The organism is Accumulibacter sp. (assembly GCF_036625195.1).
In the GTDB taxonomy this organism is placed as follows: domain Bacteria; phylum Pseudomonadota; class Gammaproteobacteria; order Burkholderiales; family Rhodocyclaceae; genus Accumulibacter.
This window is the reverse complement of sequence record NZ_JAZKUG010000001.1, coordinates 977,082-1,000,047: the sequence shown is the minus strand read 5'-3', so window position 1 is coordinate 1,000,047 and position 22,966 is coordinate 977,082. Positions and strand designations below refer to the sequence as shown.

Annotated in this window: 22 protein-coding genes; 13 read left to right on the top strand and 9 right to left on the bottom strand. The window is 67.7% G+C overall.

Going from position 1 to position 22,966, the window contains the following annotated elements:
• Window positions 1-2: 2 nt before the first annotated feature.
• From V5B60_RS04380 to V5B60_RS04360, 5 genes are all read right to left on the bottom strand, one after another.
• Window positions 3-590 (bottom strand): DUF2764 family protein, encoded by a 588-nt coding sequence (locus V5B60_RS04380; protein WP_332345811.1) that lies wholly within the window; start codon window positions 588-590, stop codon window positions 3-5.
• 18 nt (window positions 591-608) lie between these two features.
• Window positions 609-1,247 carry an ATPase gene (locus tag V5B60_RS04375; protein ID WP_332345810.1) on the bottom strand — a complete coding sequence of 213 codons (639 nt, stop codon included), beginning with the start codon at window positions 1,245-1,247 and terminating at the stop codon, window positions 609-611.
• A 288-nt stretch (window positions 1,248-1,535) separates the two neighbouring features.
• Window positions 1,536-4,619, bottom strand: a complete 3,084-nt coding sequence (locus V5B60_RS04370; protein WP_332345809.1) for an efflux RND transporter permease subunit — start codon at window positions 4,617-4,619, stop codon at window positions 1,536-1,538.
• The gene (locus V5B60_RS04365; RefSeq protein WP_332345807.1) at window positions 4,616-5,728 is read right to left on the bottom strand and encodes an efflux RND transporter periplasmic adaptor subunit; all 1,113 of its coding nucleotides are present in this window, start codon (window positions 5,726-5,728) and stop codon (window positions 4,616-4,618) included. The genes V5B60_RS04370 and V5B60_RS04365 overlap by 4 nt, the downstream gene beginning before the upstream one ends.
• Complete coding sequence (locus V5B60_RS04360; RefSeq protein WP_332345805.1) at window positions 5,725-6,396, bottom strand: TetR/AcrR family transcriptional regulator; 672 nt, start codon at window positions 6,394-6,396, stop codon at window positions 5,725-5,727. The genes V5B60_RS04365 and V5B60_RS04360 overlap by 4 nt, the downstream gene beginning before the upstream one ends.
• A 264-nt stretch (window positions 6,397-6,660) precedes the next feature.
• Between V5B60_RS04360 and V5B60_RS04355 the strand changes: the two genes are divergently transcribed.
• The 3 genes from V5B60_RS04355 to V5B60_RS04345 all read left to right on the top strand — a co-directional run bounded on the left by V5B60_RS04355 (window position 6,661) and on the right by V5B60_RS04345 (window position 9,039).
• On the top strand, window positions 6,661-6,861 hold the full coding sequence (locus tag V5B60_RS04355; RefSeq protein ID WP_034936575.1) for a type II toxin-antitoxin system VapB family antitoxin: 201 nt from the start codon (window positions 6,661-6,663) through the stop codon (window positions 6,859-6,861).
• The gene (locus tag V5B60_RS04350) at window positions 6,858-7,238 is read left to right on the top strand and encodes a type II toxin-antitoxin system VapC family toxin (RefSeq protein WP_332345802.1); all 381 of its coding nucleotides are present in this window, start codon (window positions 6,858-6,860) and stop codon (window positions 7,236-7,238) included. Before V5B60_RS04355 ends, V5B60_RS04350 begins: the two co-directional genes overlap by 4 nt.
• Window positions 7,239-7,407: 169 nt before the next feature.
• Window positions 7,408-9,039, top strand: a complete 1,632-nt coding sequence (locus V5B60_RS04345; RefSeq protein WP_332345800.1) for a methyl-accepting chemotaxis protein — start codon at window positions 7,408-7,410, stop codon at window positions 9,037-9,039.
• Window positions 9,040-9,117: 78 nt separating this feature from the next.
• Here the strand turns inward: V5B60_RS04345 and V5B60_RS04340 are convergent, their stop codons facing one another.
• From V5B60_RS04340 to V5B60_RS04330, 3 genes are all read right to left on the bottom strand, one after another.
• The gene (locus tag V5B60_RS04340) at window positions 9,118-10,770 is read right to left on the bottom strand and encodes an NAD(P)-binding protein (RefSeq protein WP_332345799.1); all 1,653 of its coding nucleotides are present in this window, start codon (window positions 10,768-10,770) and stop codon (window positions 9,118-9,120) included.
• A 4-nt stretch (window positions 10,771-10,774) separates the two neighbouring features.
• On the bottom strand, window positions 10,775-12,274 hold the full coding sequence (locus V5B60_RS04335; protein WP_332345798.1) for a polyamine aminopropyltransferase: 1,500 nt from the start codon (window positions 12,272-12,274) through the stop codon (window positions 10,775-10,777).
• A 299-nt stretch (window positions 12,275-12,573) separates the two neighbouring features.
• A complete protein-coding gene (locus V5B60_RS04330; RefSeq protein WP_332345797.1) occupies window positions 12,574-13,167 on the bottom strand; it encodes a Uma2 family endonuclease in 594 nt (197 codons plus the stop codon).
• Between the two features lie 203 nt (window positions 13,168-13,370).
• On the opposite strand from V5B60_RS04330, the gene V5B60_RS04325 reads away from it, so the two are divergent.
• Complete coding sequence (locus V5B60_RS04325) at window positions 13,371-14,027, top strand: DUF4143 domain-containing protein (protein ID WP_332345795.1); 657 nt, start codon at window positions 13,371-13,373, stop codon at window positions 14,025-14,027.
• A gap of 251 nt (window positions 14,028-14,278) precedes the next feature.
• Here V5B60_RS04325 and V5B60_RS04320 read toward each other — a convergent pair whose 3' ends face one another.
• Window positions 14,279-15,181, bottom strand: a complete 903-nt coding sequence (locus tag V5B60_RS04320) for a MerR family transcriptional regulator (RefSeq protein WP_332345794.1) — start codon at window positions 15,179-15,181, stop codon at window positions 14,279-14,281.
• A gap of 107 nt (window positions 15,182-15,288) precedes the next feature.
• Between V5B60_RS04320 and V5B60_RS04315 the strand changes: the two genes are divergently transcribed.
• The 9 genes from V5B60_RS04315 to V5B60_RS04275 are packed head-to-tail and all read left to right on the top strand — an operon-like array spanning window position 15,289 to window position 22,965.
• Entirely contained in the window at window positions 15,289-15,846 is a 558-nt protein-coding gene (locus V5B60_RS04315) for a glutathione peroxidase (RefSeq protein ID WP_332345793.1), read from the top strand.
• Between the two features lie 34 nt (window positions 15,847-15,880).
• Window positions 15,881-16,681, top strand: coding sequence for a GTP cyclohydrolase FolE2 (gene folE2 / locus V5B60_RS04310; protein WP_332345792.1), 801 nt, complete (start codon window positions 15,881-15,883; stop codon window positions 16,679-16,681).
• Between the two features lie 9 nt (window positions 16,682-16,690).
• A complete protein-coding gene (locus V5B60_RS04305; protein ID WP_332345791.1) occupies window positions 16,691-18,001 on the top strand; it encodes an NAD(P)/FAD-dependent oxidoreductase in 1,311 nt (436 codons plus the stop codon).
• 7 nt (window positions 18,002-18,008) lie between these two features.
• Window positions 18,009-18,782 (top strand): DUF1365 domain-containing protein, encoded by a 774-nt coding sequence (locus V5B60_RS04300; RefSeq protein ID WP_332345790.1) that lies wholly within the window; start codon window positions 18,009-18,011, stop codon window positions 18,780-18,782.
• The gene (locus V5B60_RS04295; RefSeq protein WP_332345789.1) at window positions 18,779-19,963 is read left to right on the top strand and encodes a cyclopropane-fatty-acyl-phospholipid synthase family protein; all 1,185 of its coding nucleotides are present in this window, start codon (window positions 18,779-18,781) and stop codon (window positions 19,961-19,963) included. The genes V5B60_RS04300 and V5B60_RS04295 overlap by 4 nt, the downstream gene beginning before the upstream one ends.
• Window positions 19,932-20,468 (top strand): chalcone isomerase family protein, encoded by a 537-nt coding sequence (locus V5B60_RS04290; protein ID WP_332345788.1) that lies wholly within the window; start codon window positions 19,932-19,934, stop codon window positions 20,466-20,468. Before V5B60_RS04295 ends, V5B60_RS04290 begins: the two co-directional genes overlap by 32 nt.
• A gap of 4 nt (window positions 20,469-20,472) precedes the next feature.
• Entirely contained in the window at window positions 20,473-21,690 is a 1,218-nt protein-coding gene (locus V5B60_RS04285) for an MFS transporter (RefSeq protein ID WP_332345787.1), read from the top strand.
• A gap of 1 nt (window position 21,691) precedes the next feature.
• Complete coding sequence (locus V5B60_RS04280) at window positions 21,692-22,213, top strand: DUF3833 domain-containing protein (RefSeq protein ID WP_332345786.1); 522 nt, start codon at window positions 21,692-21,694, stop codon at window positions 22,211-22,213.
• Window positions 22,210-22,965 carry an SDR family NAD(P)-dependent oxidoreductase gene (locus V5B60_RS04275; protein ID WP_332345785.1) on the top strand — a complete coding sequence of 252 codons (756 nt, stop codon included), beginning with the start codon at window positions 22,210-22,212 and terminating at the stop codon, window positions 22,963-22,965. The genes V5B60_RS04280 and V5B60_RS04275 overlap by 4 nt, the downstream gene beginning before the upstream one ends.
• Window position 22,966: the final 1 nt, after the last annotated feature.

Below are 22,966 nucleotides of genomic sequence, written 5' to 3'. Positions count from 1 at the left end.
GCTCATTCTCGTGGCGCTGCCGATCGCGCCGGATGGTCCGGAGTGTCGCCGTGCGCCGCAGTATCCGGCGCCTGACTCATGGCCGCCAGCAGCGCCTCAACCCGGCGCTCGCCTGCCGCTTCGGTCAGCCGGGCCCAGCGCTCGGCGATGCGCAGCTTGATGGCGAAAGCCAGGATCGCAGCGAAGCCGAAGGGAGCCGCGCGGGACAACTCCTCGGCAATGCTCCAGCGGCACCGGTCGAGGGCCTGCTCGCGCTCGACCGGTGTGGCTGCGGCCAGTGCGTCGGTGACCGCCTGTGCCAGGGCGACGTCGTAGCCACTGTGATCGCGCAGGAAAGGACGGGGGTCGACCCCCAGGCGCGCAGCGCGAAATTGTGCAATGAGGTTGCGTGTCTGCGTCTCGCGTGCGCTCCAGGTGGCCGCAGCGGCATTCCCGATAACCATGCTGCCGCTGACAATGGCCTCGAGGACGGCCAGATCGCTCGTCTTCAGCACGCCGTGACAGTGTGAAAGGAAGTCTCGCGAAGAGAACGGCGGCGGCGCATCCAGGGACAACATCGGCAGGCTGGCGACCAGGTAGTGGTAGGACATGGTCAGCCTGTACGCGGATCAGTCGGGCTTACTGCTGCTCGCCGCACGCGCAGCACGAAAGACGATCTCGGCCAGGTGCGGGCGGAGAAAGTTCCCGAGAGCTTCGGCGATCGCTGGCCGGGTGAAATCGTGGTGCACCCGATCGTTGTCGAGGATGACGCGAAAACCCCGGCGCACGCCGGCGTTGGCGCGGATGTTGAGGCCTCGGACCAGGCGGTGCCGGTACTGGCGGGCGAAAAATCGCACCAGTTCCGACTGGTCCTCCTTGCCGACGAGGACTTCGATGCGACTCTCGGTACCGTTTCTTTCGGCGTAAGCCTGAGCCATCTTCACCATCATGCGTTTCAGGGTGTCGGGGTCGAGGGCCTCGTCGGTGGCGTCGCTGACGATGTCTGAAATGATGTCTTCCACAGCCTGTCCGACGCTGATCAGCAGGTCTCGCGCCGCCTGCTCGAGGGTGCGCGTGCTCCGTTCGACGAAGACCGCGGAGTCCTTCTCCGCCTGCTCGCGGTGCGCCCGGGCTGCGGCTTCGCCTTCCCTTACCAGCGCTGCGGCCTGCTCCCTTGCCTGTGCAAGGATGCGATTGGCTTCCTGCTCACCTTTTTCCACCGCTTCCTGATTGATTCGATCAATCAGGTGCTGCAACTCTATAGCCATGAAGAGCCTCTGCCCGATCCAGATGGCAATTGTGCCTGCCGTTTGGAGGCAGTATCGCCGACATTTGCGGGTCGAGTCAAACCGTTCCCGGCACCTTGTTCTGGGGGCACTCGGAAGTTGGCTGGGCCCCGGCAAGGCCGCTTCCCGCGGGAGTGCCCGGGTGGGAACAGCGACTCTGCCGGCGGCGACCGTCTTGCCTGTGGCAATGTGGCAGGGGTTGTCGGCGGGACCGATGTCAAAGCGGTTGGCGCGGACGAGCGATCCTGGGCGTGATTGCCGCTGTGGCTGTCAGCACTCGCCTGGTTTCACGCGATACCACGCCGCATAGAGTGCCGGCAGGAAGAGCAGCGTCAGCAGCGTGGCGACGATCAGCCCGCCCATGATCGCCACTGCCATCGGGCCCCAGAAGACGCTGCGTGTCAGCGGAATCATTGCCAGGACGGCGGCAGCGGCGGTCAGCATGATCGGCCGGAAGCGGCGCACGGTCGAACCGACGATCGCCTCCCACGGCGGTTTGCCGGCCTTCTCGTCCTGTTCGATCTGGTCGACGAGGATCACCGAGTTGCGCAAGATCATGCCGGAGAGCGCGATCACCCCGAGGTTGGCGACGAAACCGAAGGGAACCTGGAAGAGCAGCAGGGCACCCGCGACGCCGATCAGCCCGAGCGGTGCCGTCAGCAGCACGAGCAGCATGCGGCCGACGTTCTGCAGCTGGATCATCAGCAGCGTGATGACGCTGACCAGCATCAGCGGCATCACCGCCTTGATCGAGTTCTCGCCCTTCGCCGACTCTTCGGTGGCACCGCCGGCCTCGATGCGAAAGCCCGGTGGCAGGCGCTCGCGCAGCGGGTCGAGGAGCGGGTCGATGCGCGTCGTGACGGCGGGCGCCTGCATGCCGTCGCGGATGTCGGCGCGCACTGTCACCGTCGGCAGCCGGTTGCGGCGGGCGATCACCGGTTCTTCCAGCTCGTAGCTGATCTTCGCCAGCTGCGCCAGCGGCACGTAACGACCGTTGCCGGTGTGGATGTTGATGTCGGCCAGCGCCGAGATGCGTGCGCGCTCGTCGCCGGCGGCGCGGGCGACGACGTCGATCAACTGGTCGCCCTCGCGCATCTGGGTCACCGCGACACCGGTCAGCATCGAGTTGAGGAAGGCGGCGAGTTCCTGCGAGCTGATGCCCAGTGCGCGCGCGCGGTCCTGGTCGATGTCGACGCGGATCGACTTGCCGAGTTCGTTCCAGTCGAAATTGACCTCCTTCAGCTGTGGGCTGTCGCGCATCACCGCCGCCACCTCGGCGGCCACCCGCCGCAACTCGCCGATATCCTCGCCGGACACGCGGAAGACGACCGGGAAGCCGACCGGTGGGCCGTTCTCGAGGCGCAGCACGCGCGTCCGCAGGTAGCTCCATTCGCCACCGGGATCGGCAAAGCGCTGCTCGAGGCGGCGCCGCAGGTCCTCGCGTGCCGCGATGTCGTGCGTCGTGATGACGAACTGCGCGAAGCCGTCGTTGAACAGCTGCTGGTCGAGCGGCAGGTAGAAGCGCGGGCTGCCGTTGCCGATGTAGCTCGCGTGGTAGCGGATCGAGCGCGCCATCTCCGGCTCGGCGAGGAGTTCCTCGACGCGCCTGGCATAGGCCTCGGTGGCCTTCAACGACGAGCCGTTCGGCAGCCACAGGTCGACCAGCACCTCGGGTCGGCTGGAGGCGGGAAAGAACTGCTTCTGGACGCCGAGGCCGAGTCCGGCCAGTGCCGCCACGAAAGCGAGCAGTGTCGCGCCGATGACCAGCCAGCGATGCCGCAGGCACCAGTCGACGCTCGACCGCACGCGACGATGGATCGGGGTGTCGTAGGGATCCGCGCCATGCTTCGCAGCCGCCCGTTGCAGCTTCGCCGCATCGAGGACCAGATAGCCGAGGTACGGGGTGAAGACCACCGCCACCACCCAGGACACCAGCAGCGCGATGCTGACGACGGCGAAGATGGAAAAGGTGTACTCGCCCGCACCCGACTTGGCGAGGCCCACCGGCATGAAGCCGACGGCGGTGATCAGCGTGCCGGTCAGCATCGGGAAGGCGGTCGAGGTGTAGGCGAAGGTCGCGGCGCGGAAGCGATCCCAGCCCTGCTCCATCTTCACCACCATCATCTCGACGGCGATGATCGCATCGTCGACCAGCAGCCCGAGGGCGATCACCAGGGCGCCGAGCGAGATGCGCTGCAGGTCGATGCCGAAGGCGTACATGAGGAGGAAGGTCACCGCCAGCACCAGCGGAATCGACAGCGCGACGACGGCGCCGGTGCGCAGGCCGAGGCTGATGAAGGAGACGATGAGGACGATCAGCACCGCCTCGCCGAGCGAGGACATGAAGAGGTTCATCGACTCGCGGACGATCTGCGGCTGGTCGGCGACGACATGCAGGTCGATGCCCAGCGGCAGCTGCCGCTGCAGGCGCTCGCGTGTCGCGTGCAGCCGTTCGCCGAGGCGGATCACGTCACCGCCGCGGTTCATGGCGACGCCGATGCCGATCGCATCGTGCCCCTGCACCCGCATGCGCGGCGCCGGCGGATCGGCGAAGCCGCGCCCGACGCTGGCGATGTCGCCGAGGCGGAAGAGGCGGCCACCGGCCTGGATGCCGATTTCGCGAATGTTCTCGACCGACTCGAAATCCCCCGAGACTCGGATGCGGACGCGGTCGGACGGCGTCTCGTAGAAACCCGATGGCGTCATCGCGTTCTGCCGCTGCAGGGCGTCGAAGATGGCCAGCGGATTGAGGCCGAGCGTCGCCAGCTTGGCGTGCGACACCTCGATGAAGATTTTCTCGTCCTGCACGCCGAACAGCTCGATCTTCTTCACGTCCGGCAGCTGCCGCAGCTCGCGGCCGATGCGGTCCGCTTCGCGGCGCAGCGCGGCGAGGTCGAAACCGTCGCCGGTCAGCGCCAGTATGGTGACGAAGGTGTCACCGAACTCGTCGTTGAGGAACGGGCCGACGACGCCCTGCGGCAGCGTATGGCGCATGTCGCCGATCTTCTTGCGCACCTGGTACCACGATTCCGGGACTTCCTTCTTCGGTGTGTAATCCTTCAGCAGGACGGTGATCAGCGACTCGCCGGGGCGCGTCTGCGAGCGCAGGACGTCCACCCACGGCACCTCCTGCAGCTTCTTCTCGATGCGCTCGGTGATCTGCAACTGCACTTCCGGCGCCGTCGCTCCGGGCCACAGCGTGCGCACGACCATCGCCTTGAAGGTGAAGTCCGGGTCCTCGGCGCGGCCCAGCCGGAAGTACGAGAAGACGCCGGCGAGCATCAGGACGACCATCAGGTAGGCCACCAGCGTGCGGTGGCGCAACGCCCACTCGGAAAGATTCGGCGCCGTCATCGCGCCGCCGCATCGGCCGCGCGGCTGCCCGGCGTCGTGCCGCGGCCTTCGGGCTGCTCGATGACGCGCACGCGGTCGCCGTCGCTCAGCTTGTGCACGCCGGCAACGACGATGCGCTCGCCGGCCGTCGCGCCGCTGGCAAGGACGGCGCTGTCCTCGCGGTAGGCAGCGATGCGCACCGGTCGCAGGCTGACGGTCTGCTGCGCGTCGACCACCCAGAGGGCCGGTCGCCCGGCGTGCTGGAAAATCGCCGTCAACGGCACGCTCAGGCGGTTGCTGCCATCCTGGCGCAGGAAGCGGACCGTCGCGGTCATGCCGAGCAGGACGCGCGCGTCGGGCTCGCGGATCGCCACCCTGGCCGCATAGGTGCGCGTCACCGGGTCGGCCACCGGCGACAGCTCACGCAGCGTTCCACCGTAGTGTGCCTGCGGGTCGGCCCACAGGCTGATCTCCGCGCTGCCGAGCGAACGTACCTCGGGCATGCGCGCCTCGGGGATCGAGATCGCCACCTCGAGCGTGTCGGCCCGCGCCAGGCGCATGACCGTCTGGCCGGCAGCCACCACCTGCCCGATCTCCGCCGTCACCAGGCCGATGACCCCGGCCTGCTCGGCGCGCAGCACGGTGTAGGCCGACTGGTTGCGCGCCAGCTCGGCCTGCGCGCGCGCCGCGCGGTAGGCGGTTTCCTTGCCGTCGAGCGCTGCCTGGCTGACGAAGTTCTGCGCCCGCAGGTTGCGCCAGCGCTGCACGTCGGCGGCGGCGAGTTCGAGTTGCGCGCTGGCGGCTTCGACCGACAGCAGGCTGTCCGCCGGGTCGATGCGGGCGACGATCTCACCCGCCTTGACGACGGCGCCGGCATCGACCAGCCGGGCCGTGATCTTGCCGGGAATGCGAAAGGCGAGCGGCGTCTCGTAGCGCGAGCGGACCTCGCCCGAATAGCTCAGCGTCGCCTCGCCGGCGGTCTCGCCGAGTACCCGTGTCAGCACCGGCCGCGGTGGCTCGGGCGCCGGCGCCTCGCGGCCGCAGCCGGCGAGCGCGGCGAGCAGCAGCACCGCCGGCAGCAGGGCAGGCAGCAGCGGGGCAAACGCAGAGCGCGCGTCGCCCGCTCTCACGCCTGCTCCCCGGCCGGCCTGAGGCCGCGCAGCAGCAGCTCGAAATGCGTCTCGAGATAGTCCTCGGGCGACACCTGTTGCCCGCAGAGGCGCAGTGAGGAGCGCGAGATGGCCAGCATCAGCAGCGGCGCGATGATGACGTCGATCGCTGCCTCGACGTTCAACGGGCGAAACTCGCCACGGTCGATGCCCCGTTCGAGCGCCTCGCGCAGCAGCGCGCGGCCGCGGGCGATCACCCGGTCGCGATAGTAGTCGGCGATCTCGGGGAAGTTCCGCGCTTCCGAAATGATCAGCTTGCTGACGCCGGCCAGCGCCGTGCTGCCGATCTGCTGCCACCAGCCGAGCAGCAACTCGTGCAACAGCTCGGCGGCGCTGCCCTGATGGGCCGCCATCCGTTCCTCGGCGGCCAGCAGCGCCGCCACCATGCCATCCTCGATCACCGCCTGAAAGAGCGCTTCCTTGCTCGGAAAGTAGAGATAGAGGGTGCCTTTCGCGACCCCGGCGCGACGCGCGACATCGTCGAGCCGGGTGGCGGCGAAGCCCCTGTCCACGAAGATCGCCAATCCCGCCGCCAGCAATTCGGACGGGCGCGCGTCCTTGCGCCGGCCGCGAGTCGCCGGCGCGCCCGGCGCGGTAGACGAAGGCTCGTGGTGGGCCGTGGGGTGCATGGGTTCCGGTTAGTGACTGACTGGTCAGTAATATAACGTCCATCGCTGCGGCAGTCAAATCCAGCGCCGGGATCACTGGCATCCACTGCTCGATAGAGCGTTGCGCACGGCGCGCAGCATCGCCGTTCTCGTCGGCAGAGGTGGCTCCGGACCGTGGCAGGCAGGGGAAATGCAGGCCGCGCTCCGGGTGTCGCCCCGATCTCCATTTGTCTTGGCATCAGTTCTGATGCACAATGCCATCTGTGGAGATGACGGGAGATGCCTATGAGAACGACCGTGACGATTGATGATGCCCTGTACGAGAGGGCACTGGAAGTTGCTGATCCCGCGATGGACAAGGCCGATCTGTTTCGCGAAGCCATCAAGACGTTCGTGCGAGTTCAGGCCGCGAAACGGCTTGCCGCCTTGGGCGCCGAAATGCCGGACATGCAGGAGATTCCTCGCCGCCGTGAGGAAACCCGTTGACAGGTGTACTCGTCGATACCTCGGTATGGGTCGATCACTTTCGCCGACGCAACGACGCGCTGGCCGCTCTACTCGAGCTTGACCGGGTCATGGTGCATCCACTGATTGTCGGCGAAATCGCGTGCGGAACGCCACCTCAGCGGAATCGAACACTGCTCGATCTCAACGCCCTGCAACCGACCCGGCAGGCCAGCGTCCAGGAAGTCATGGACTTCATCGAGCACGAACGGCTGTTTGGGTTGGGCTGCGGTCTGGTCGACCTGTTGCTGCTCGCCTCTACCCTGATGACGCCAGACGCCGAGCTGTGGACGCTGGACCAACGGCTTGGTGCGCTGGCAAACCGTTTTGGCGTGATGCACCGGCCCACCGCGCACTGAGGCAGTATTGACCAAGGGGGAATCGCGGACAGAGGCCCGTCCATGGCCCCGAGTCACTTGCCGGGGAATCCCTCGTCTCCGTGCCGCCCCCGACTGCTCGCCGAAGCCGGAGCGATGCGCTGGCCAAATCGGTTAACATGCGCCGTCGCCAAATTTTGGAGACCCTCCAATGAGCAGATTTCCGCTTCGCATGCAGCTCTTCCTGGTGTGCCTGGCACTGGCGGTCGGCTTCACGGTGTTCGGCGCCTGGACCTGGCACACCATCAGCCAGACGAGGATCGGCGGTCCTGGCTACAACCGCATCGTGCTTTACAAGGATCTGGTTGCCGACATCCTGCCGCCACCGAACTACATCATCGAATCGTACCTGAGTGTCCTGCAGCTCGCCGATCCGGAGCGTGCCGGTCAGCGTGCAGCGCTCGTCGCCAAGATCAGCCAGCTGCGCAAGGATTACGAGCAGCGCCACAAGTTCTGGCTCGACCAGGACTTGCCGCAGGGCATCAAGGCCCGTTTCCTCAAGGATGCCCACCAGGCTGCGCTGGGGTTCTTCGAACTGGCAGATCGCCAGCTCCTGCCGGCCATCGCTGCTGGCGACCGCGCGGCGACACAGGACGCGTTGCGCAAGCTCGAAGAGCGCTATCTCGAGCATCGTCAAGCGATCGACGATGTGGTGGCCCTGAGCACGCGCGAGCTGCAGGAGGTCGAAGCGAACGAGACGGCGGATCTGCATACCGACCTGTGGGTGTTGCTGGCCGTGTTCGTCGCCAGCATCTCGCTCGCCATCGTCGCCAATTACCTGTTCGACCGCTCGCTGCTCGCCGGCATCAGTGAAGCGGCGAGGCGTCTGGGCGATCTGGCGCGCGGCGATCTGACTTCGGCAACGTGCGCCGTCAGCCGTCGTGACGAAGTGGGGGAGCTGTTGCGGTCGATCGAGGTGGCCGGTGGCCACATCGCACAGACCGTCCGCGAGATTCGCGCTGCGGCCGAAACGGTCACCGAGTCGGCGGCACGCGTCGGGGAAACCGTCGACGGGGTCGCCGCGGGCGCGCGCAGCCAGGATTCCGCAGCGAGTGCGATGGTTGCCGCAATCGACCAGATCTCGAATGGGATTTCGCTGATGGCGGGCCAAGCCGCTTCGGTGGAGCAGCGGGTGCAGCAGGCGGGTGCCCGCTGCGATCAGGGGAGTGAGGAGATCACCGCCACGGCGACCGTCGTCGAGACGCTTGCCGCCGACGTCCAGGCAACCGCCGATTCGATGCAGGTGCTCGGCGAACATTCGCGGGAGATCAGCAGCATCGTCGGCGTGATCCGCGAGATTGCCGATCAGACCAACCTGCTGGCGCTGAACGCTGCCATCGAGGCGGCGAGGGCCGGCGAGCAGGGGCGCGGCTTTGCCGTCGTCGCCGACGAGGTGCGCAAGCTGGCGGAAAGAACGGCGCATTCGACCGACCGCATCGCGACCATGATCACCCAGATCCAGTCCGGCGTCGAGGGTGCCATGCAGGGGATGCGCGAGGGTTCGGCACGGGCGCACGTCAGCACCGATGCCGTTCACCGGGCGCGCGCGACGATGGCAGACATCGTCGCGCTGGCTCGCCTGCTGCTTGCCGACATGCGGCAGATCGCCGCGGGGCTCGCCGCGCAGCGGCAGGGCAGTGGCGACATTTCCCGTTCCGTCGAGAGGCTGGCGAGTGGGGCCGGCGAGAACAGCAGTGCGGCACACAGGCTTGCCGGCACGGCCAGGGATCTCGCGGGAACGGCCGCTCAGCTGCGTCAGTCGGTCGGTCTCTTTCGCGTCTGAAGCGGCGCGCGGCATCCTGGCGGAAGGCGCCCAGCGTCGCCGCACGTGGCCTGATGGCCGCAGGGTTCGCGCGGCGCACTACGCCAGCGACGAGGCGAAGCGCACCCGCAACCGGCGCAGCGTCCGTTCGGCGGCGAGGATGCCGCGGTACTGCGCCTCCTCGAACAACGAGAGGCCGCTGACATCGGCGTGCGCGAAGCGCAGGCGCTCGCCATCGGCGGCGAAGAGCGCGCGGGCGTCGCTCGAGATCAGTCCGGGCAGTGGTCGAACCATGGCGTGCGCATTGCGGAAGACGTCGAGGCGACTGGTGATCCGCCGGATGTCGGGGTGTGGCTGCTCGAGTTCGGCGAGAATCTGCTCCGCCCAGGCCTCGCGCGGCGTCTCGCGCAGTGCGGCGCGGGCGATCGCCGGGGCGACTTCGTCGAGACTCCGGTACCAGGTCAGCACGGTGGCACCCTGCCGCAGGCGCATCTGCTGGTGCGTCGCGACGATGTAGCCGAGGCTCCTGCCGCGATGGAGGACGTTGTCCCAGGCCAGCGGCGCGCCGCTGCGCTCCTCCGGCAACTGCGACAGGGTCAGGTTGGCGATCAGCCACGGGGCGTAGCTGTAGCGGCGCGCGGCGTCCTTGAGCCGGGTATGGCCGTTGAACACCCAGGGGACGAGAAAAAGCGGTGCGGCCCAGATCAGCTGTTCGGCGAGCACGCGCAGCGTCCGCTGTTCGCCAGGCAGCCAGAGATCGACCGCCAGCGGACCGCTGCCGCTGCCGCCTTCGCCCCCCGCGACGCGAAAGGCCAGCGCACCGGTCAGCAGGCGCTGGCCGACGCGCGCCTCGATCGAGCGCAGCATGCCGCTGGTCAGCCAGGCGTTGCCTTCGGGCGCGGTGAGGACGGTGTCGCTGGCCGCATTCTCCGCCTCGCCGCTGCGGCTGGCGAAGTAGTGGATCCCGGCCCAGGCCGAGACGGCAGCGCTGGCGGTGCCGTAGTCGTCGCGGCAGGCGTGGTTCACGTACCAGTGCAGCTGCGGCGAATCGAATCCCTGCGCCAGCAGCCAGTCGCGCATGCTGAGGCGGTCGAGTCGCAACAGATCGGCAGCGCGGCTCGACAACGCCATCGGCAGCGCGAAGGCCGGTCGGCCGGCCGCGTCACGCCGCTGCGCGAAGTCCGCGATGGTGTCGGCGAAGCGGCGGTACTGCCCGCGCTCGCCGGCGCCGACGCCGCTCAGCGGCAGCAGGCCTTCCTGCCAGCGGCCGTCGAGGTAGAGACGCTCCTGCGGTGTCGCGCAGAGATGGCGTTCGTCGTACACGGGGCGCGCGGCGCGGGCATCTCCCAGCAGGACGCCCAGTTCCGCCAGAAGTTCGCGCACCGCGGTCGACTCGCGGGTCGGCAGCGGCAGGTAGTGCGCGCCCCAGGGGTAGGCGCTGACGGCGTTGCGGCCGGCGCGCGAGTTGCCGCCGGCTTCGGACTCGAGATCGACGAGCAGGAAATCAGCGAAGCCAGCCTGCGCCAGTTTCCAGCCGGCGGCCAGTCCGCCGACGCCGGCGCCGACGATCAGCACCGGTACCTTGCGCGTCTCGCCGGCTGCCGGCAGCGCCGGTTCGCGCAGGCGATGGCCGATGTCGAGCGAGGTTCCCAACAGTTCGCCGGGTGGCAACGGCGGTGTCGGGCTGCGGCAGGCGGCGAGCGAAGCCGCGCCGGCGGCGACGATCGAGGCCAGGAAGTCGCGCCGGTCCATCGTGCTAGCGGATCACCTGGCGCCACTCCTGTTCGAAGTAGCGCACGAGGACCTGGTTGTTGAGGCGGTTGACCTCGGCATCGACACGTTCCATGTCGCGCGGGAAGACGAACAGGGCCGGCGTCGCCTCGCGCGTCAGGAAGCGGGTGTCGACGGCGTAGGACTGCGGCGGCCGGTACGGGCGGCGACCGGCGATGACGAAGCCCCACTCGCCGAACGAGGGAACCAGCGCATGGTAGGGCGTGGCCAGCAGGCCGAGACTTTCCAGCGTCGTGACGACGCACCAGAACGAGCGGCGGGCGTAGAGCGGCGAGGTCGACTGGATGACCGCGAGACCATTCGCTGCCAGGTGGCGGTCGAGCAGGCGGTAGAACGAAGCGCTGTAGAGCTTGCCCAGCGAGAAGTTCGACGGGTCGGGGAAGTCGACGACGACGAAATCGAAGCTTTCGTCGTTCTCCTCGAGCCACTGCAGCGCATCGGCATTGACCACCCGCACGCGCGGCGAGTTCAGCGCGTCCTGGTTGAGTTTGCGCAACGGCGGTGCGCTGGCGAACAGGCGCGTCATCGCCGGGTCGAGATCGACGAGGACGACGCTTTCGACCTGCGGGTACTTGAGGATTTCGCGTGCCGCCAGCCCATCGCCACCGCCGAGGACGAGCACGCGCCGCGCCGACGGCAGGGTCGCCAGGCCCGGGTGCACCAGCGCCTCATGGTAGCGGTACTCGTCGCGCGAGCTGAACTGCAGGTTGTTGTTCAGGTGCAGGCGCAGATCGTCCTTCCAGCGCGTCAGGACGATGCGTTGATACGGTGTGCTCTCGGTGTAGACGATCTCGTCGGCATAGAGCTGGCTTTCCGCGAGCGTGGTCAGTTCGCCGGCGGCGGCGAATGCGGTGAGCAGCGAGAGCAGCGCGACGCCGCACTGCGCCCGCAGCCAGCCGGCGTTCGGCAATTGCTCGCGAAACAGCCACCACGTCCACAGCGCCACGCCGACGTTGAGGACGCCGAAGAGCAGCGCGCTGCGGATCAGTCCGAGGTGTGGCACGAGCAGGATCGGGAAGAGGATCGATACCGCGAGCGCGCCGAGGTAATCGAAGGTGAGCACCTGCGAGACGAGCTCGCGGAACGCCAGGTCGCGCTTGAGGATGCGCATCACCAGCGGGATCTCGAGGCCGACGAGCACGCCGACGGCGAAGACGACGAGGTAGAGCAGCAGCTGGAACGGCGCCGGCGACCAGGTGAAGGAGAAGAACAGCAGTGCCGCCGAGAAGCCGCCGAGCACGCCGACCAGCAGTTCCACCTGGATGAAGCGCTGGATGAGCTGCTGGCCGATGTAACGCGACAGCCAGGAGCCGACGCCCATGGCGAAGAGGTAGCTGCCGATGACCGTCGAGAACTGCGTCACCGAATCGCCCAGCAGGTAGCTGGCGAGCGTCGCGGCGATCAGTTCATACGCCAGCCCGCAAGAGGCGATGACGAAGACCGAAAGAAGCAGCGCCCGTTTCATCTTCCGCCGGCGGGCGCAGCGCGCCGGCAGTTGCGACGACGGTGCGCCCTCGCGCCCCGCGCCTGCGCGCGGGCCACCGCCGGCAGCCAGCGGCCGCTGGTGCGGACGCGCTGGCGGTGTCGTTCGTGGTCGATCGGTGAAGGGGGCATGCCCGGCATTCTATGCGCACGGGCCATCGGCAGGCGGAAGACGGTGCCGCCGGCCGGCCGGGCGGCTGTGCGCCAGGCCGGCGGTCGATTCCGCGTCAGCTGCTTCCGGGCGCGCCAGACAGGGGCCCGGCCGAAACGCCTGGCGGATGCTCAATACTCCGCTTTCGGCAACCTCTGGGCCAGCTCGTCCCAGCGGATGGACACCCCGGGCAACACCCCGACCGCGGTTTCCCCGCTCAGCTCGAGGACTTCCGGTTTGCCATACTCGCCATCACGCAGGCGATAGACCGTGATCATCCGGTCGATCGGATGGACCAGCCAGTATTCCCGGACCCCGGAGCGTTCGTACACCCGCCGCTTCCACACATGATCGTGGCTGGCGGTGGACGACGACGACACTTCCACCACCAAGTCCGGCGCTCCGCGTACGCCGCGGCGGTCGAGGCGAGACGGGTCGCAGACCACCAGGACGTCCGGCTGCAGGACCGTATCGACTTGGTCGTCGGCCTCGTCGGCCTTGGGCAGGCGGACGTCGACCGGTGCGACGAAGGCGCGGCAGGGTTTCCCTTCCAGGGCCAGCCGAATCTGGAAATAGATTTCACCGACGACGTCCTGATGTTCCAGCGTCGGCGCCGGCGCCATCAGGTAGGCTGTGCCGTCGATCAGCTCGCAACGGCGGTCTTCCGGCCACGCGAGGTAGTCGGCGTAGGTGTGGTAGCGATCATCGCGAAGTGGCAGGCCCATGCGACCTCTCGTCAATGGCGACGCTGAGCGGCCAAGTATAGCGCGCCGGAAAGCCAGGCTGCGCGGTCGATTGGCGCGTCGCCCGGACAAGCAAGGGTTGGTCTTGCCGACAGACCCGCCGTGCTGGATCCGACTCAATGCTTCCTCGCCAGCACACCAACCAAGCCATACAATTCGCTCGGCTCTCTAAGTGATTTGTATGAATGTTGCCTCGACTCCTGAGGCCAACGCTGCAACGCCTCGCCAACAGCTTGCCCGTGCTGGCGATCACGGGGCCACGCCAATCCGGCATGACCCGGCTGCTGCCGCTTGCGGCAGCGGAAATCCCGTCCCTCGGCAGTGGGCAACTGAACCTCGACAACGCCTTGCTCATGGGCGGCTACCCGGCACTGCATGCCCAGGCCATCCAGCCTGCCGACTGGTTCGCCAGTTACATCGCCACCTACGCCGAGCGTGACGTCCGGCAGGTGCTGAACATTCAGAACCTGCCGACCTTTCAACGCTTCCTGCGCCTCTGCGCTGGCCGCGCAGGGCAACTGCTGAACGTCTCCGCGCTGGCCAGCGAGGCAGGCATCACCGCCAACACCGCCAAGAGCTGGCTTGCCGTGCTCGAATCCAGCGACCTGATCCATTCGCTGCCGCCCTGCTTCCGCAACTTGGGCAAGCGTCTGGTCAAGGCGCCGAAACTCTACTGTTCGAACGAGGCGGCAGACTGCAAATGGTCGAGATCAAGTCCGGCCAGACCATCACCAGCGACACCGTCCGGGCCGGACAACGCGCCATCCGCATGGCCGAAGACGAAGCCCTGCCCCCTTGGTTGGTTCATGGCGGTGACGAAAGCCAGGTGCGCAGCGGCGTAAACATCTTTGGCTGGCGAGACTTGCCGGGGGCCATCGCGCGAACATGAGCACCGCGGTCCGATGGCCGCGGTCGACCCGGGGGAACACGCAAGAAGCAAGACCAGAAGCCGCGGGCGACCGGCACGTGATCAGCGGGCTGCAAGGCCACACCGGGCCGCGCCGGCGGGTCGTCACCGACGGCGGGGGAAAAAGCCGGGATCGACCCCCGTCTGGCGTGATCGTCCGGCTTTCCCCGACCGGCGCGGGGTGGGTCAGGTCTGTTTCCCCCGCCACGCTGCCAACGCGTCAATGGACTGTTCGAGTGAAACGAGGAGTTCCACGCCCGCAACCTCGGGCAGTCGCCTGACGCCGCCACCGCCGGCCCACAATTTGACGTCGGCGGGCAGGAGCGTGCGCAACTGCTGCAGCAGTCCGGGGATCTGGCGTTGCGGGAAGGCGACCGAGAACGACAGGGTGACGATGTCGGCGCGGTGAGCGCCGGCGGCGCTGGCGATTTCAAGCAGCGGCATCTGCGTGCCAAGCGGAATGCACTCGGCGCCTTCGAGCGCGAACAGCGCTTCGGCCATCAGCAGGCCGAGGCCGTGCAACTCGTCCGGGACGCTGGTGAGAATGATCCGCGGGCTTCGCTTGCCGCCGGGCAGGCTGCCGATCGCCTGGCGCAGCAGGCGCATGGTCAGTTCGGTGAACAGGTGCTCCTCGAAGACCTCGATGCAGCCTTCCTCCCAGGCTGTGCCGACGAGGCGGGTGAGCGGAGCAACGCTGTCCTGGACGAAACGCACCAGCCCCTGCCGTGCCAACCGCTGCTGCATCGCATCCTGATAGGCGGCGCCGTCATGCCGCTTGATCAGCGAAATCAGCTCACCGAGCTCCTCTCCGGCGCTGGCGACCGCCGGCGGCGGTTGCGGACGCCGCGGCGCCAGAGCGTTCAGTTCATCGATGGGGGTGGCCAGCAGCTTCCCGGGTCGGTGCCCGGCATCCATCAGGCGCTTCACCAAGCGCAGACGTTCCACCTGCTCGGCCGGATAGATACGCTCGCCATGATCGTCGCGAGCAGGGGCGGGGAAGCCGTAGCGACGCTCCCAGACGCGCAGCACGTCCTTGGACAGACCTGTGTCGCGTTCGACGGCAGCGATGTTGAAGCCGGGATTATCCATTATTGTCCTGAACAAAAGTTAGACACTCTGTTGACATCTCCAATTTCGACGCGTACATTACAGACAAACGGCCTAAATGTCCAGGACAAATACGCGAAAGGTTGAACATGGTCACTGACTGGAAACGCTCCACGCTGGTCGGCGCACTGCTCACGCTGGGGATCGTTGCGTCGTCTTCCGCCAGGGCTTGCCCGCCCTTGCTCAACCACAGCTTTTCCGCTTTGCAGGATGGCAAGCCGATGTCGCTTTGCCAGTACGCCGGCAAGGTCATCCTGGTGGTCAATACGGCGAGCTTCTGCGGGTACACCTCGCAGTACGACGGGCTGGAGAAGCTTCATGCGCGGCTGAAGGACAAGGGGCTCGTGGTCCTCGGCTTCCCGTCCAACGACTTCGGCGAGCAGGAGCCCGGCAGCAACAAGGAGATCGCCGACTTCTGCCGCCTGACCTACGGGGTCGAGTTTCCGATGGTCGCCAAGACGACGGTCAGTGGCAGCAACGCCAATCCCTTCTTCCGGAATCTGGCAGAAGTCACCGGCAGCAAGCCGCGCTGGAATTTCCACAAATACCTGATCAATCGCGATGCCTCGCGGGTCGTCGCCTACACCAGTTCGACCAGGCCGGACGACCGCGACCTGCTGCAGAAGATCGACGAGTTCCTCAAGTAGCTCGACCGCCCCCAACCCACACGGAGTCATCGTCATGAATGCACCAGAAAAATTCTTCCTGCCCGACGTCCAGTCGGCCGCCGATGGCCGCCGACTGGCGATCCAGAACGTTGGCGTCAAGGGGCTGCGCTACCCGTTGCAGGTCCGGACCGCCAGTGGCGAGATCATGAATACCGTGGCCAGCCTGACGATGACCGTCGGCTTGCCGCCCGAAGTCAAGGGTACCCACATGTCGCGCTTCGTCGAACTCCTCGAAGGTCGCAGCGGGGCTCTGACACAGGATGGCCTGTTCGCGTTGCTCGCGGAGATGCTGTTGCGCCTCGACGCGACGAGCGGGCGCATCGAGATGAGTTTCCCCTACTTCATCCGCAAGACGGCGCCGGTGTCGGGCGTCGAAAGCCTGCTCGACTACGACGCGACGCTGCTCATCGACCGGCCGCAAGGGCAGCCAGCCACGCTGACGCTGCGCGTGACGGCAGCGGTCACCAGTCTCTGCCCCTGCTCGAAGAAGATCTCCGACTACGGCGCGCACAACCAGCGCTCGCACCTGACGCTGGAAGCGAAACTGCGCTCGCCGATGACCATCGAGGAACTCGTCCGCGTGGCCGAGGAGGAGGCATCGTGTGAAGTCTTCGGCCTGCTCAAGCGCCCCGACGAGAAGTGGGTGACCGAGCGCGCCTACGACAACCCGAAGTTCGTCGAGGACCTGGTGCGCGACATCGCGCTGCGCCTGATGGACGAGCCACGCATCGCCGAATGGAAGGTCGCTTCGGAGAACTTCGAGTCGATCCACAACCACTCGGCTTACGCCGAACTCTTCGGCAGCAACGCATAGGGAGTGATCATGCGGGACAAGCAACGCATCGCCGTGGTCGGCGCCGGCATCTCGGGGCTCGCAGCCGCCTGGCTGCTGGGCCGCCGGCACGACGTGACGCTGTTCGAGGCCGGCAGCCATCTCGGTGGTCACACCAACACCGTCGACGTCACGCTCGAAGGCAGGACGCACCCGGTCGATACCGGCTTCCTGGTCTTCAATGACAGGACCTATCCGAACCTGATCGCGCTCTTCGCCCTGCTCGGTGTCGACAGCGTCGAAACCGAGATGTCCTTCGCCGTCAGCCTGGAGAACCCCGACATCGAATGGTCGGGCAGCAACCTCGCCACCCTCTTCGGACAGAAGCGCAATCTGCTGCGCCCGCAGTTCTGGGCCATGCTGTCCGACATCCTGCGCTTCAACCGCGAAAGCGTCGCCTGGTTGCTCGCCTACCCCGACAGGCAGCGCAGCCTGCGGGATTTCCTGGGCGCCGGTCGCTACTCCGCGGCGTTCGCCGAATGGTACCTGTTGCCGATGGCCGCAGCAATCTGGTCGTGCCCGACCGGGCAGATGCTCGATACGCCGCTCGCCACCTTCGTCCGCTTCTGCCGCAACCACGGCCTGCTGCAGGTCTTCGACCGCCCGCTGTGGCGCACGGTCAAGGGCGGCGGCCGCGAGTACGTGCGCAAGATTGCCGCGCAACTCGACGACATCCGACTCGCCTGTCCGGTGGCCACGGTGACCCGCGATGGTGACCGACTGCGCCTGGCCCACGCCGGCGGCGGCGAGCACTTCGACCAGGTGGTGATGGCCTGCCACAGCGACCAGGCGCTCGCCATTCTCGGCGGCACCGCCAGCGAGGCGCAGCGCGAAGTGCTGGCGGCGATCCGCTACCAGCCCAACCGCGCCGTCCTGCACACCGATCGCGCCCTGCTGCCGCGTGACGAGAAACTGTGGTCGGCGTGGAACTACACCGCCGGCAGCGGCACGCCCGGCGAGCAGCCGGTGGCGGTTTCCTACCTGATCAACCGTCTGCAGCCGCTGCCTTTCGCGACGCCGGTCGTCGTCACCCTCAATCCGGCACGCGCGCCCGACCCGGAGCGGGTCATCGCCGAATTCGACTACGCCCACCCGGTCTTCGACGGCCCGGCCATCGCCGCGCAGCAGCGTCTCGACGAGGTGCAGGGTGCGGGCGGCATCTGGCTGGCCGGCGCCTGGGGCAGCTACGGATTCCACGAAGACGGCCTCAAGTCGGCCCTGCGCGTTGCCAACGCCATGGGCATCGACGCCCCGTGGCAGGGCGAGGCCGCGCTGCGCTGCCGCGAACTGGCGAGCGCCTGAGGCCGCGATGACCGCCCGTCCGCGTCTTCTGATCGGCCAGGTGATGCACCGGCGTCTGCGCCCGGTGGTCAATGCCTTCACCTATCCGGTCTTCTTCGTCCAGTTGCCGGTAGCCGATCTGGCGGCGGCAAGCGGCCCGCTTTTCTCGGTCGATCGCTTCAATCTGCTCAGTTTCCACCAGAGAGACCACGGGCCGCGCGATGGTTCGCCGCTGCTGCCGTGGATCCGCTCGCAGTTGCGCGCTCACGGCCTGCCCGATGATGGCGAGGTCATCCTGCAGTGCTTCCCGCGGGTGTTCGGCTTCGTCTTCAATCCGGTCAGTTTCTGGTTCTGCCGCAACCGCGGCGGCGAGCTGATCGCCGTCCTCGCCGAAGTCAGCAATACCTTCGGCGGTCGCCACTCCTATCTGCTGCACAACGCCGACGGTGCGCCACTGAGCGCGGCGCAGACGGTCATGGCGAGGAAGACCTTCCACGTCTCGCCGTTCTGCGAAGTGGAGGGCGGCTACCGCTTCCGCTTCCTGGTCGAACGTGCGCGTCCGCTGGTCCGCATCGACTACGACGACACGGCCGGCTCGTTGTTGCTCACCTCGATCTCGGGCAGAGCGAAGACGTGGTCTAGCCGCGCCCTGCTCGGCGCCCTGCTGCGCATGCCGCTGCTGACTGCCGGGGTCGTCTTCCGCATCCATTGGCAGGCGCTCCGGCTGTGGATCAAGGGCGTGCCTTTCGTCGGTGCGCGTTCTTCCCATCAACAGCAACCCCTTCAGGAATCAAGCAAATGAACGAGACGATGACCCTGCGCGGCGGCGTTGGCCCGACACCAGCCACCTGCCGCGTACTCGCTCTCCTCGAGCGGATTGCCGGCGGCATCCTCGAAGTTCGCCTGCCCGACGGTTCGTGCCGCCTGTTCGGGGCAGGCGAGCATGGCGTCACCCTGCAGGTGCACGATGAAGCGGTGTTCGGGCAGGTTCTGGCGCGTGGCGACATCGGCCTGGCCGAGGCCTACCTCGACGGGCACTGGGATTCGCCCGATCTCGCCGGACTGCTGGCCTTGCTGGCGCGGAATCGCGACGCACTGCGGAAGGCGGTCTACGGTTCGTGGCGCAACCTGCTCGCGGCACGTGTGCGCCACTGGCTGAATGGCAACAGCCGGGCCGGCAGCAAGCGCAACATCATGGCCCACTACGATCTCGGCAACGACTTCTACCGGCTGTGGCTCGACCGCAGCATGAGCTACTCCGCAGCCATCTTCGGCGCCGACGACGGCGCTGACCTGGAATGCGCACAGCGGAACAAGTACCGCCGCATCCTGCGCCGCCTGCAGGCCGGTCCCAGGCAGAGCGTCCTGGAAATCGGCTGCGGCTGGGGCGGCTTCGCCGAGCTCGCGGTCGCGGCAGGTCTGCAGGTCACCGGCCTGACGCTGTCGCCGGCGCAGCTCGAATGGGCGCGGCAGCGGGTGCCGCAAGCCGATCTCCGGCTGCAGGACTACCGCGACACCCGGGAGCAGTTCGACCACATCGTCTCGATCGAAATGTTCGAGGCGGTCGGCGAGCGCTGGTGGCCGACCTACTTCCGCTCCGTCGCGCGGGCGCTGAAGCCTGGCGGCCGGGCGGTGATCCAGAGCATCACCATCCGCGACGACCTGTTCGCAGACTACCGCAAGGGAACGGACTTCATCCAGCAGTATGTCTTCCCGGGCGGCATGCTGCCGTCGCGCCCGGCCTTCCGTGCCGCGGCGGCCAGACAGGGGCTGGCGGTGCGCGGCGAATACGCATTCGGCGCCGATTACGCGCGGACGCTGGGCGAGTGGCGCCGCGCCTTCGACGCCAACTGGCCGCAGGTCGCCGCGCTCGGTTTCGATGAGCACTTCCGCCGCCTCTGGCGCCTCTATCTCAGCTATTGCGAGGCAGGCTTCCTTGCCGGGAATATCGATGTCGTCCAGTTCGAACTCGCTCATCGCTAGGCGCCGCCTGTTGCTGGCCCTCGCCCTGTGGCCGCTGGCGGGCTTCGCGATGACTGCTCCGAAGACGCCCACCGCCGGTTTCCGGCGCTGGGGCAGCGGGGAATTCCGCCGCTTCGGTTTCCTGATCTATGAGGCGACGCTGTGGGCCGGTGGCGACGATCCGCTGCGCCCGCCGCTGGCGCTCGCGCTGACCTACAAGCGGAAGATCAGCGGGCGCGACATCGCCGATGCCAGCGTGCAGGAGATGCGCCATCTCGGCGCGGCAGACGAGCCGCGTCTCAAAGCCTGGGGCGAACGGCTGCTGCAGATCTTTCCGGATGTCCGTGCTGGCGATCGGATCGTCGGCGTGCACCTGCCCCATGCGGCCCAGTTCCACTTCAACGAGCGCAGCATCGGGACGATCGACGACCCGGACTTCGCCCGCGCTTTCTTCGCCATCTGGCTCGACGCCAGAACCAGTGCGCCCGAACTGCGCGCCGCGCTGCTCGAGCGCCAGGAGTCTTGAGCCGATGACCGCCGGCCACTCCCTCGCCTACGGCGTGCTCGGTCTGCCGCTGGCCTTCGCGGCGCTGCCGATCTACGTCCATGTGCCGCGCTTCTATGCCGACTTCGCCGGGCTGGAACTCGCGCTGCTCGGCGCCATCCTGCTCGGCACCCGACTGCTCGATGCCGGCATCGACCCGTGGTTGGGCTGGCTGGCCGATCGCGTGCCGCGCCCGACCATGGTGGCGCTGGCCCTCGTGCCCTTCGCCGCTGGTTTCGTCGCCCTGCTCAACCCGCCGGTCGATCTCGCGGCGCCGTGGCTGGCCTGCTCGCTGGCGCTGACCTACCTCGGCTTCTCGGCCGCATCGGTCGCCTATCAGGCCTGGGGCGCGGACGTCGGCACCACTTCCGCCCAGCGCACGCGCTTGACCGCGGCCCGCGAAGGCTTCGGGCTGGCTGGCGTCGTCCTCGCCGCCGCCCTGCCGGCGTTGCTGGCCAGTGAGCTCGGCGAGGGCATCAGGCGCCTCTCTTGGGTGCTGCCACCGCTGCTGCTGATCGCCGCTGTCACCACCTTCAGCCGGGTCGGCGCGGGCCAGCCGGTGCACACGCCGCGGCAGCCGCTGCTGCCAAGCCTGCGTTTGGTCCTCGATGACCGCGCCTTTCGCCGCCTGCTCGGCGTTTTCATCGCCAACGGCATCGCCGCTGCCGTGCCGGCCACGCTGTTCCTCTTCTTCGTCGCCGACGTGCTGCAACTGGAGCGGGAGAGCGGCACGCTGCTGGCACTGTACTTCGTTGCCGGCGCCGCCTCGCTGCCGCTCTGGGTCAAGCTTTCGGCACGCTGCGGACGCGTTCATGCCTGGCTCGCGGCCATGTTGCTGTCGCTCGTCGCCTTCGCGGGCGCCAGCCTGCTCGGCGCCGGCGACCTGTGGCCGTTTGCCGCGATCTGCGTCGCTTCCGGACTGGCGCTTGGTGCCGACCTGGCCCTGCCCGCCGCCATCGCCGCCGACCTCGGTGAGCGTCAGGGGCAGGCCGGGGCGTGCTTCGGCGTCTGGAACTTCATCGCCAAGCTCAACCTGGCTCTGGCCGCCGGGCTGGCGCTGCCGCTCCTCGCCCTGCTCGGCTACGTGCCGGGCGGAGGCGACGGACTGTCCTCGCTGAGCTTCGCCTATTCCCTGTTGCCGTTGGCTTTCAAGGCGCTGGCCGGAGTGCTGCTCTGGCGCTGGCGCCATTCCCTGGAGATCTGACATGAAACTCCTCCTCGCCGCGGTCTTCACCCTCGGCCTGACCGCCTGCGCCTCGCCGGGAGTCGAACAGTACCGCGCCGAACAGCCGGTCCTCGACCTCAAGACCTACCTGAACGGTACCCTCGACGCCTGGGGCATCTTCCAGGGGCGGAGTGGCAACGTCGAGAAGCGCTTCCACGTCGTCATCGACGCCAGATGGACTGGCGATACCGGCGTCCTCGACGAGCAATTCAGCTGGTCGGACGGCAGCACCTCGCGCCGCGTGTGGACCCTGACGAAGCAGGCGGACGGGAGCTTCCGCGGCACGGCCGATGACGTCGTCGGCGAGGCGATCGGCGAGGTGGCCGGCAATGCGCTGCGCTGGCGCTACGTGTTGGCACTGCCGGTCGACGGCAAGGTGTACCACGTCGATTTCGACGACTGGATGTTCCTGATGGACGACAAGGTCATGCTGAACCGCTCCTACATGAGGAAGTGGGGCTTCGCTCTCGGCGAAGTCACGCTGACCTTCGTCAAGCGATGAACCCGAAGATCACCGACTGGTCCGGCAAGCGCGCCTGGCTGGTCGGCGCGTCGAGCGGCATCGGCGCCGCGCTGGCGGGAGAACTGGCGCGGCGCGGCGCGCGCGTCGCCCTCTCCGCGCGCAGCGCCGACAGGCTGCGCGCGCTCGGCATCGACGGCGCGCTGCTGCTGCCCTGCGACGCCACCGACAGCGCCAGCCTGGCGGCTGCCCGTGCCAGCCTGCTGGCGGCCTGGCGCGGCGTCGACCTGGTGATCTACCTGGCTGGAGACTACGTGCCAATGCGCGCCGCGGACTTCGACCTGGTGGCCGCCGAGCGGATCGTCAGGGTCAACTTCAACGGCGCCATGCGTCTCGCCGCGACCGTGCTGCCCGATCTGCACGCCGGCGGCGGCATCGTCTTCGTCGCCAGCGTCGCCGGTTACCGCGGCTTGCCCAAGGCGCTGGCCTACGGGCCGGGCAAGGCGGCGCTGATCCACTTCGCCGAATGTCTGCACCTCGATCTCGTGCCGCAGGGGATCGGCGTCTGGCTGGTGAATCCCGGCTTCGTTGCGACGCAGCTCACCGCGCGCAACGATTTCGCCATGCCCGCCCTGCTGACTCCCGAGCAGGCGGCACTGGCCACGCTCGAAGGCTTGCGCACGGGCCGCTTCGAGATCCACTACCCGCGGCGTTTCACCCGCGTCATGAAGTTGCTCGCGCTGCTGCCCTACGGGCTGTATTTTCCCCTCGTCCGTCGCCTGACCGGAAGTTGAG

Coding starts and splice junctions, on each gene's coding strand:
- V5B60_RS04380 (WP_332345811.1), bottom strand. CDS start 590: ATGTCCTACCACTACCTGGTCGCCAGCCTGCCGATGTTGTCCCTGGAT.
- V5B60_RS04375 (WP_332345810.1), bottom strand. CDS start 1,247: ATGGCTATAGAGTTGCAGCACCTGATTGATCGAATCAATCAGGAAGCG.
- V5B60_RS04370 (WP_332345809.1), bottom strand. CDS start 4,619: ATGACGGCGCCGAATCTTTCCGAGTGGGCGTTGCGCCACCGCACGCTG.
- V5B60_RS04360 (WP_332345805.1), bottom strand. CDS start 6,396: ATGCACCCCACGGCCCACCACGAGCCTTCGTCTACCGCGCCGGGCGCG.
- V5B60_RS04355 (WP_034936575.1), top strand. CDS start 6,661: ATGAGAACGACCGTGACGATTGATGATGCCCTGTACGAGAGGGCACTG.
- V5B60_RS04345 (WP_332345800.1), top strand. CDS start 7,408: ATGAGCAGATTTCCGCTTCGCATGCAGCTCTTCCTGGTGTGCCTGGCA.
- V5B60_RS04340 (WP_332345799.1), bottom strand. CDS start 10,770: ATGGACCGGCGCGACTTCCTGGCCTCGATCGTCGCCGCCGGCGCGGCT.
- V5B60_RS04335 (WP_332345798.1), bottom strand. CDS start 12,274: ATGAAACGGGCGCTGCTTCTTTCGGTCTTCGTCATCGCCTCTTGCGGG.
- V5B60_RS04330 (WP_332345797.1), bottom strand. CDS start 13,167: ATGGGCCTGCCACTTCGCGATGATCGCTACCACACCTACGCCGACTAC.
- V5B60_RS04325 (WP_332345795.1), top strand. CDS start 13,371: ATGTTGCCTCGACTCCTGAGGCCAACGCTGCAACGCCTCGCCAACAGC.
- V5B60_RS04320 (WP_332345794.1), bottom strand. CDS start 15,181: ATGGATAATCCCGGCTTCAACATCGCTGCCGTCGAACGCGACACAGGT.
- V5B60_RS04315 (WP_332345793.1), top strand. CDS start 15,289: ATGGTCACTGACTGGAAACGCTCCACGCTGGTCGGCGCACTGCTCACG.
- folE2 (WP_332345792.1), top strand. CDS start 15,881: ATGAATGCACCAGAAAAATTCTTCCTGCCCGACGTCCAGTCGGCCGCC.
- V5B60_RS04305 (WP_332345791.1), top strand. CDS start 16,691: ATGCGGGACAAGCAACGCATCGCCGTGGTCGGCGCCGGCATCTCGGGG.
- V5B60_RS04300 (WP_332345790.1), top strand. CDS start 18,009: ATGACCGCCCGTCCGCGTCTTCTGATCGGCCAGGTGATGCACCGGCGT.
- V5B60_RS04295 (WP_332345789.1), top strand. CDS start 18,779: ATGAACGAGACGATGACCCTGCGCGGCGGCGTTGGCCCGACACCAGCC.
- V5B60_RS04290 (WP_332345788.1), top strand. CDS start 19,932: ATGTCGTCCAGTTCGAACTCGCTCATCGCTAGGCGCCGCCTGTTGCTG.
- V5B60_RS04285 (WP_332345787.1), top strand. CDS start 20,473: ATGACCGCCGGCCACTCCCTCGCCTACGGCGTGCTCGGTCTGCCGCTG.
- V5B60_RS04280 (WP_332345786.1), top strand. CDS start 21,692: ATGAAACTCCTCCTCGCCGCGGTCTTCACCCTCGGCCTGACCGCCTGC.
- V5B60_RS04275 (WP_332345785.1), top strand. CDS start 22,210: ATGAACCCGAAGATCACCGACTGGTCCGGCAAGCGCGCCTGGCTGGTC.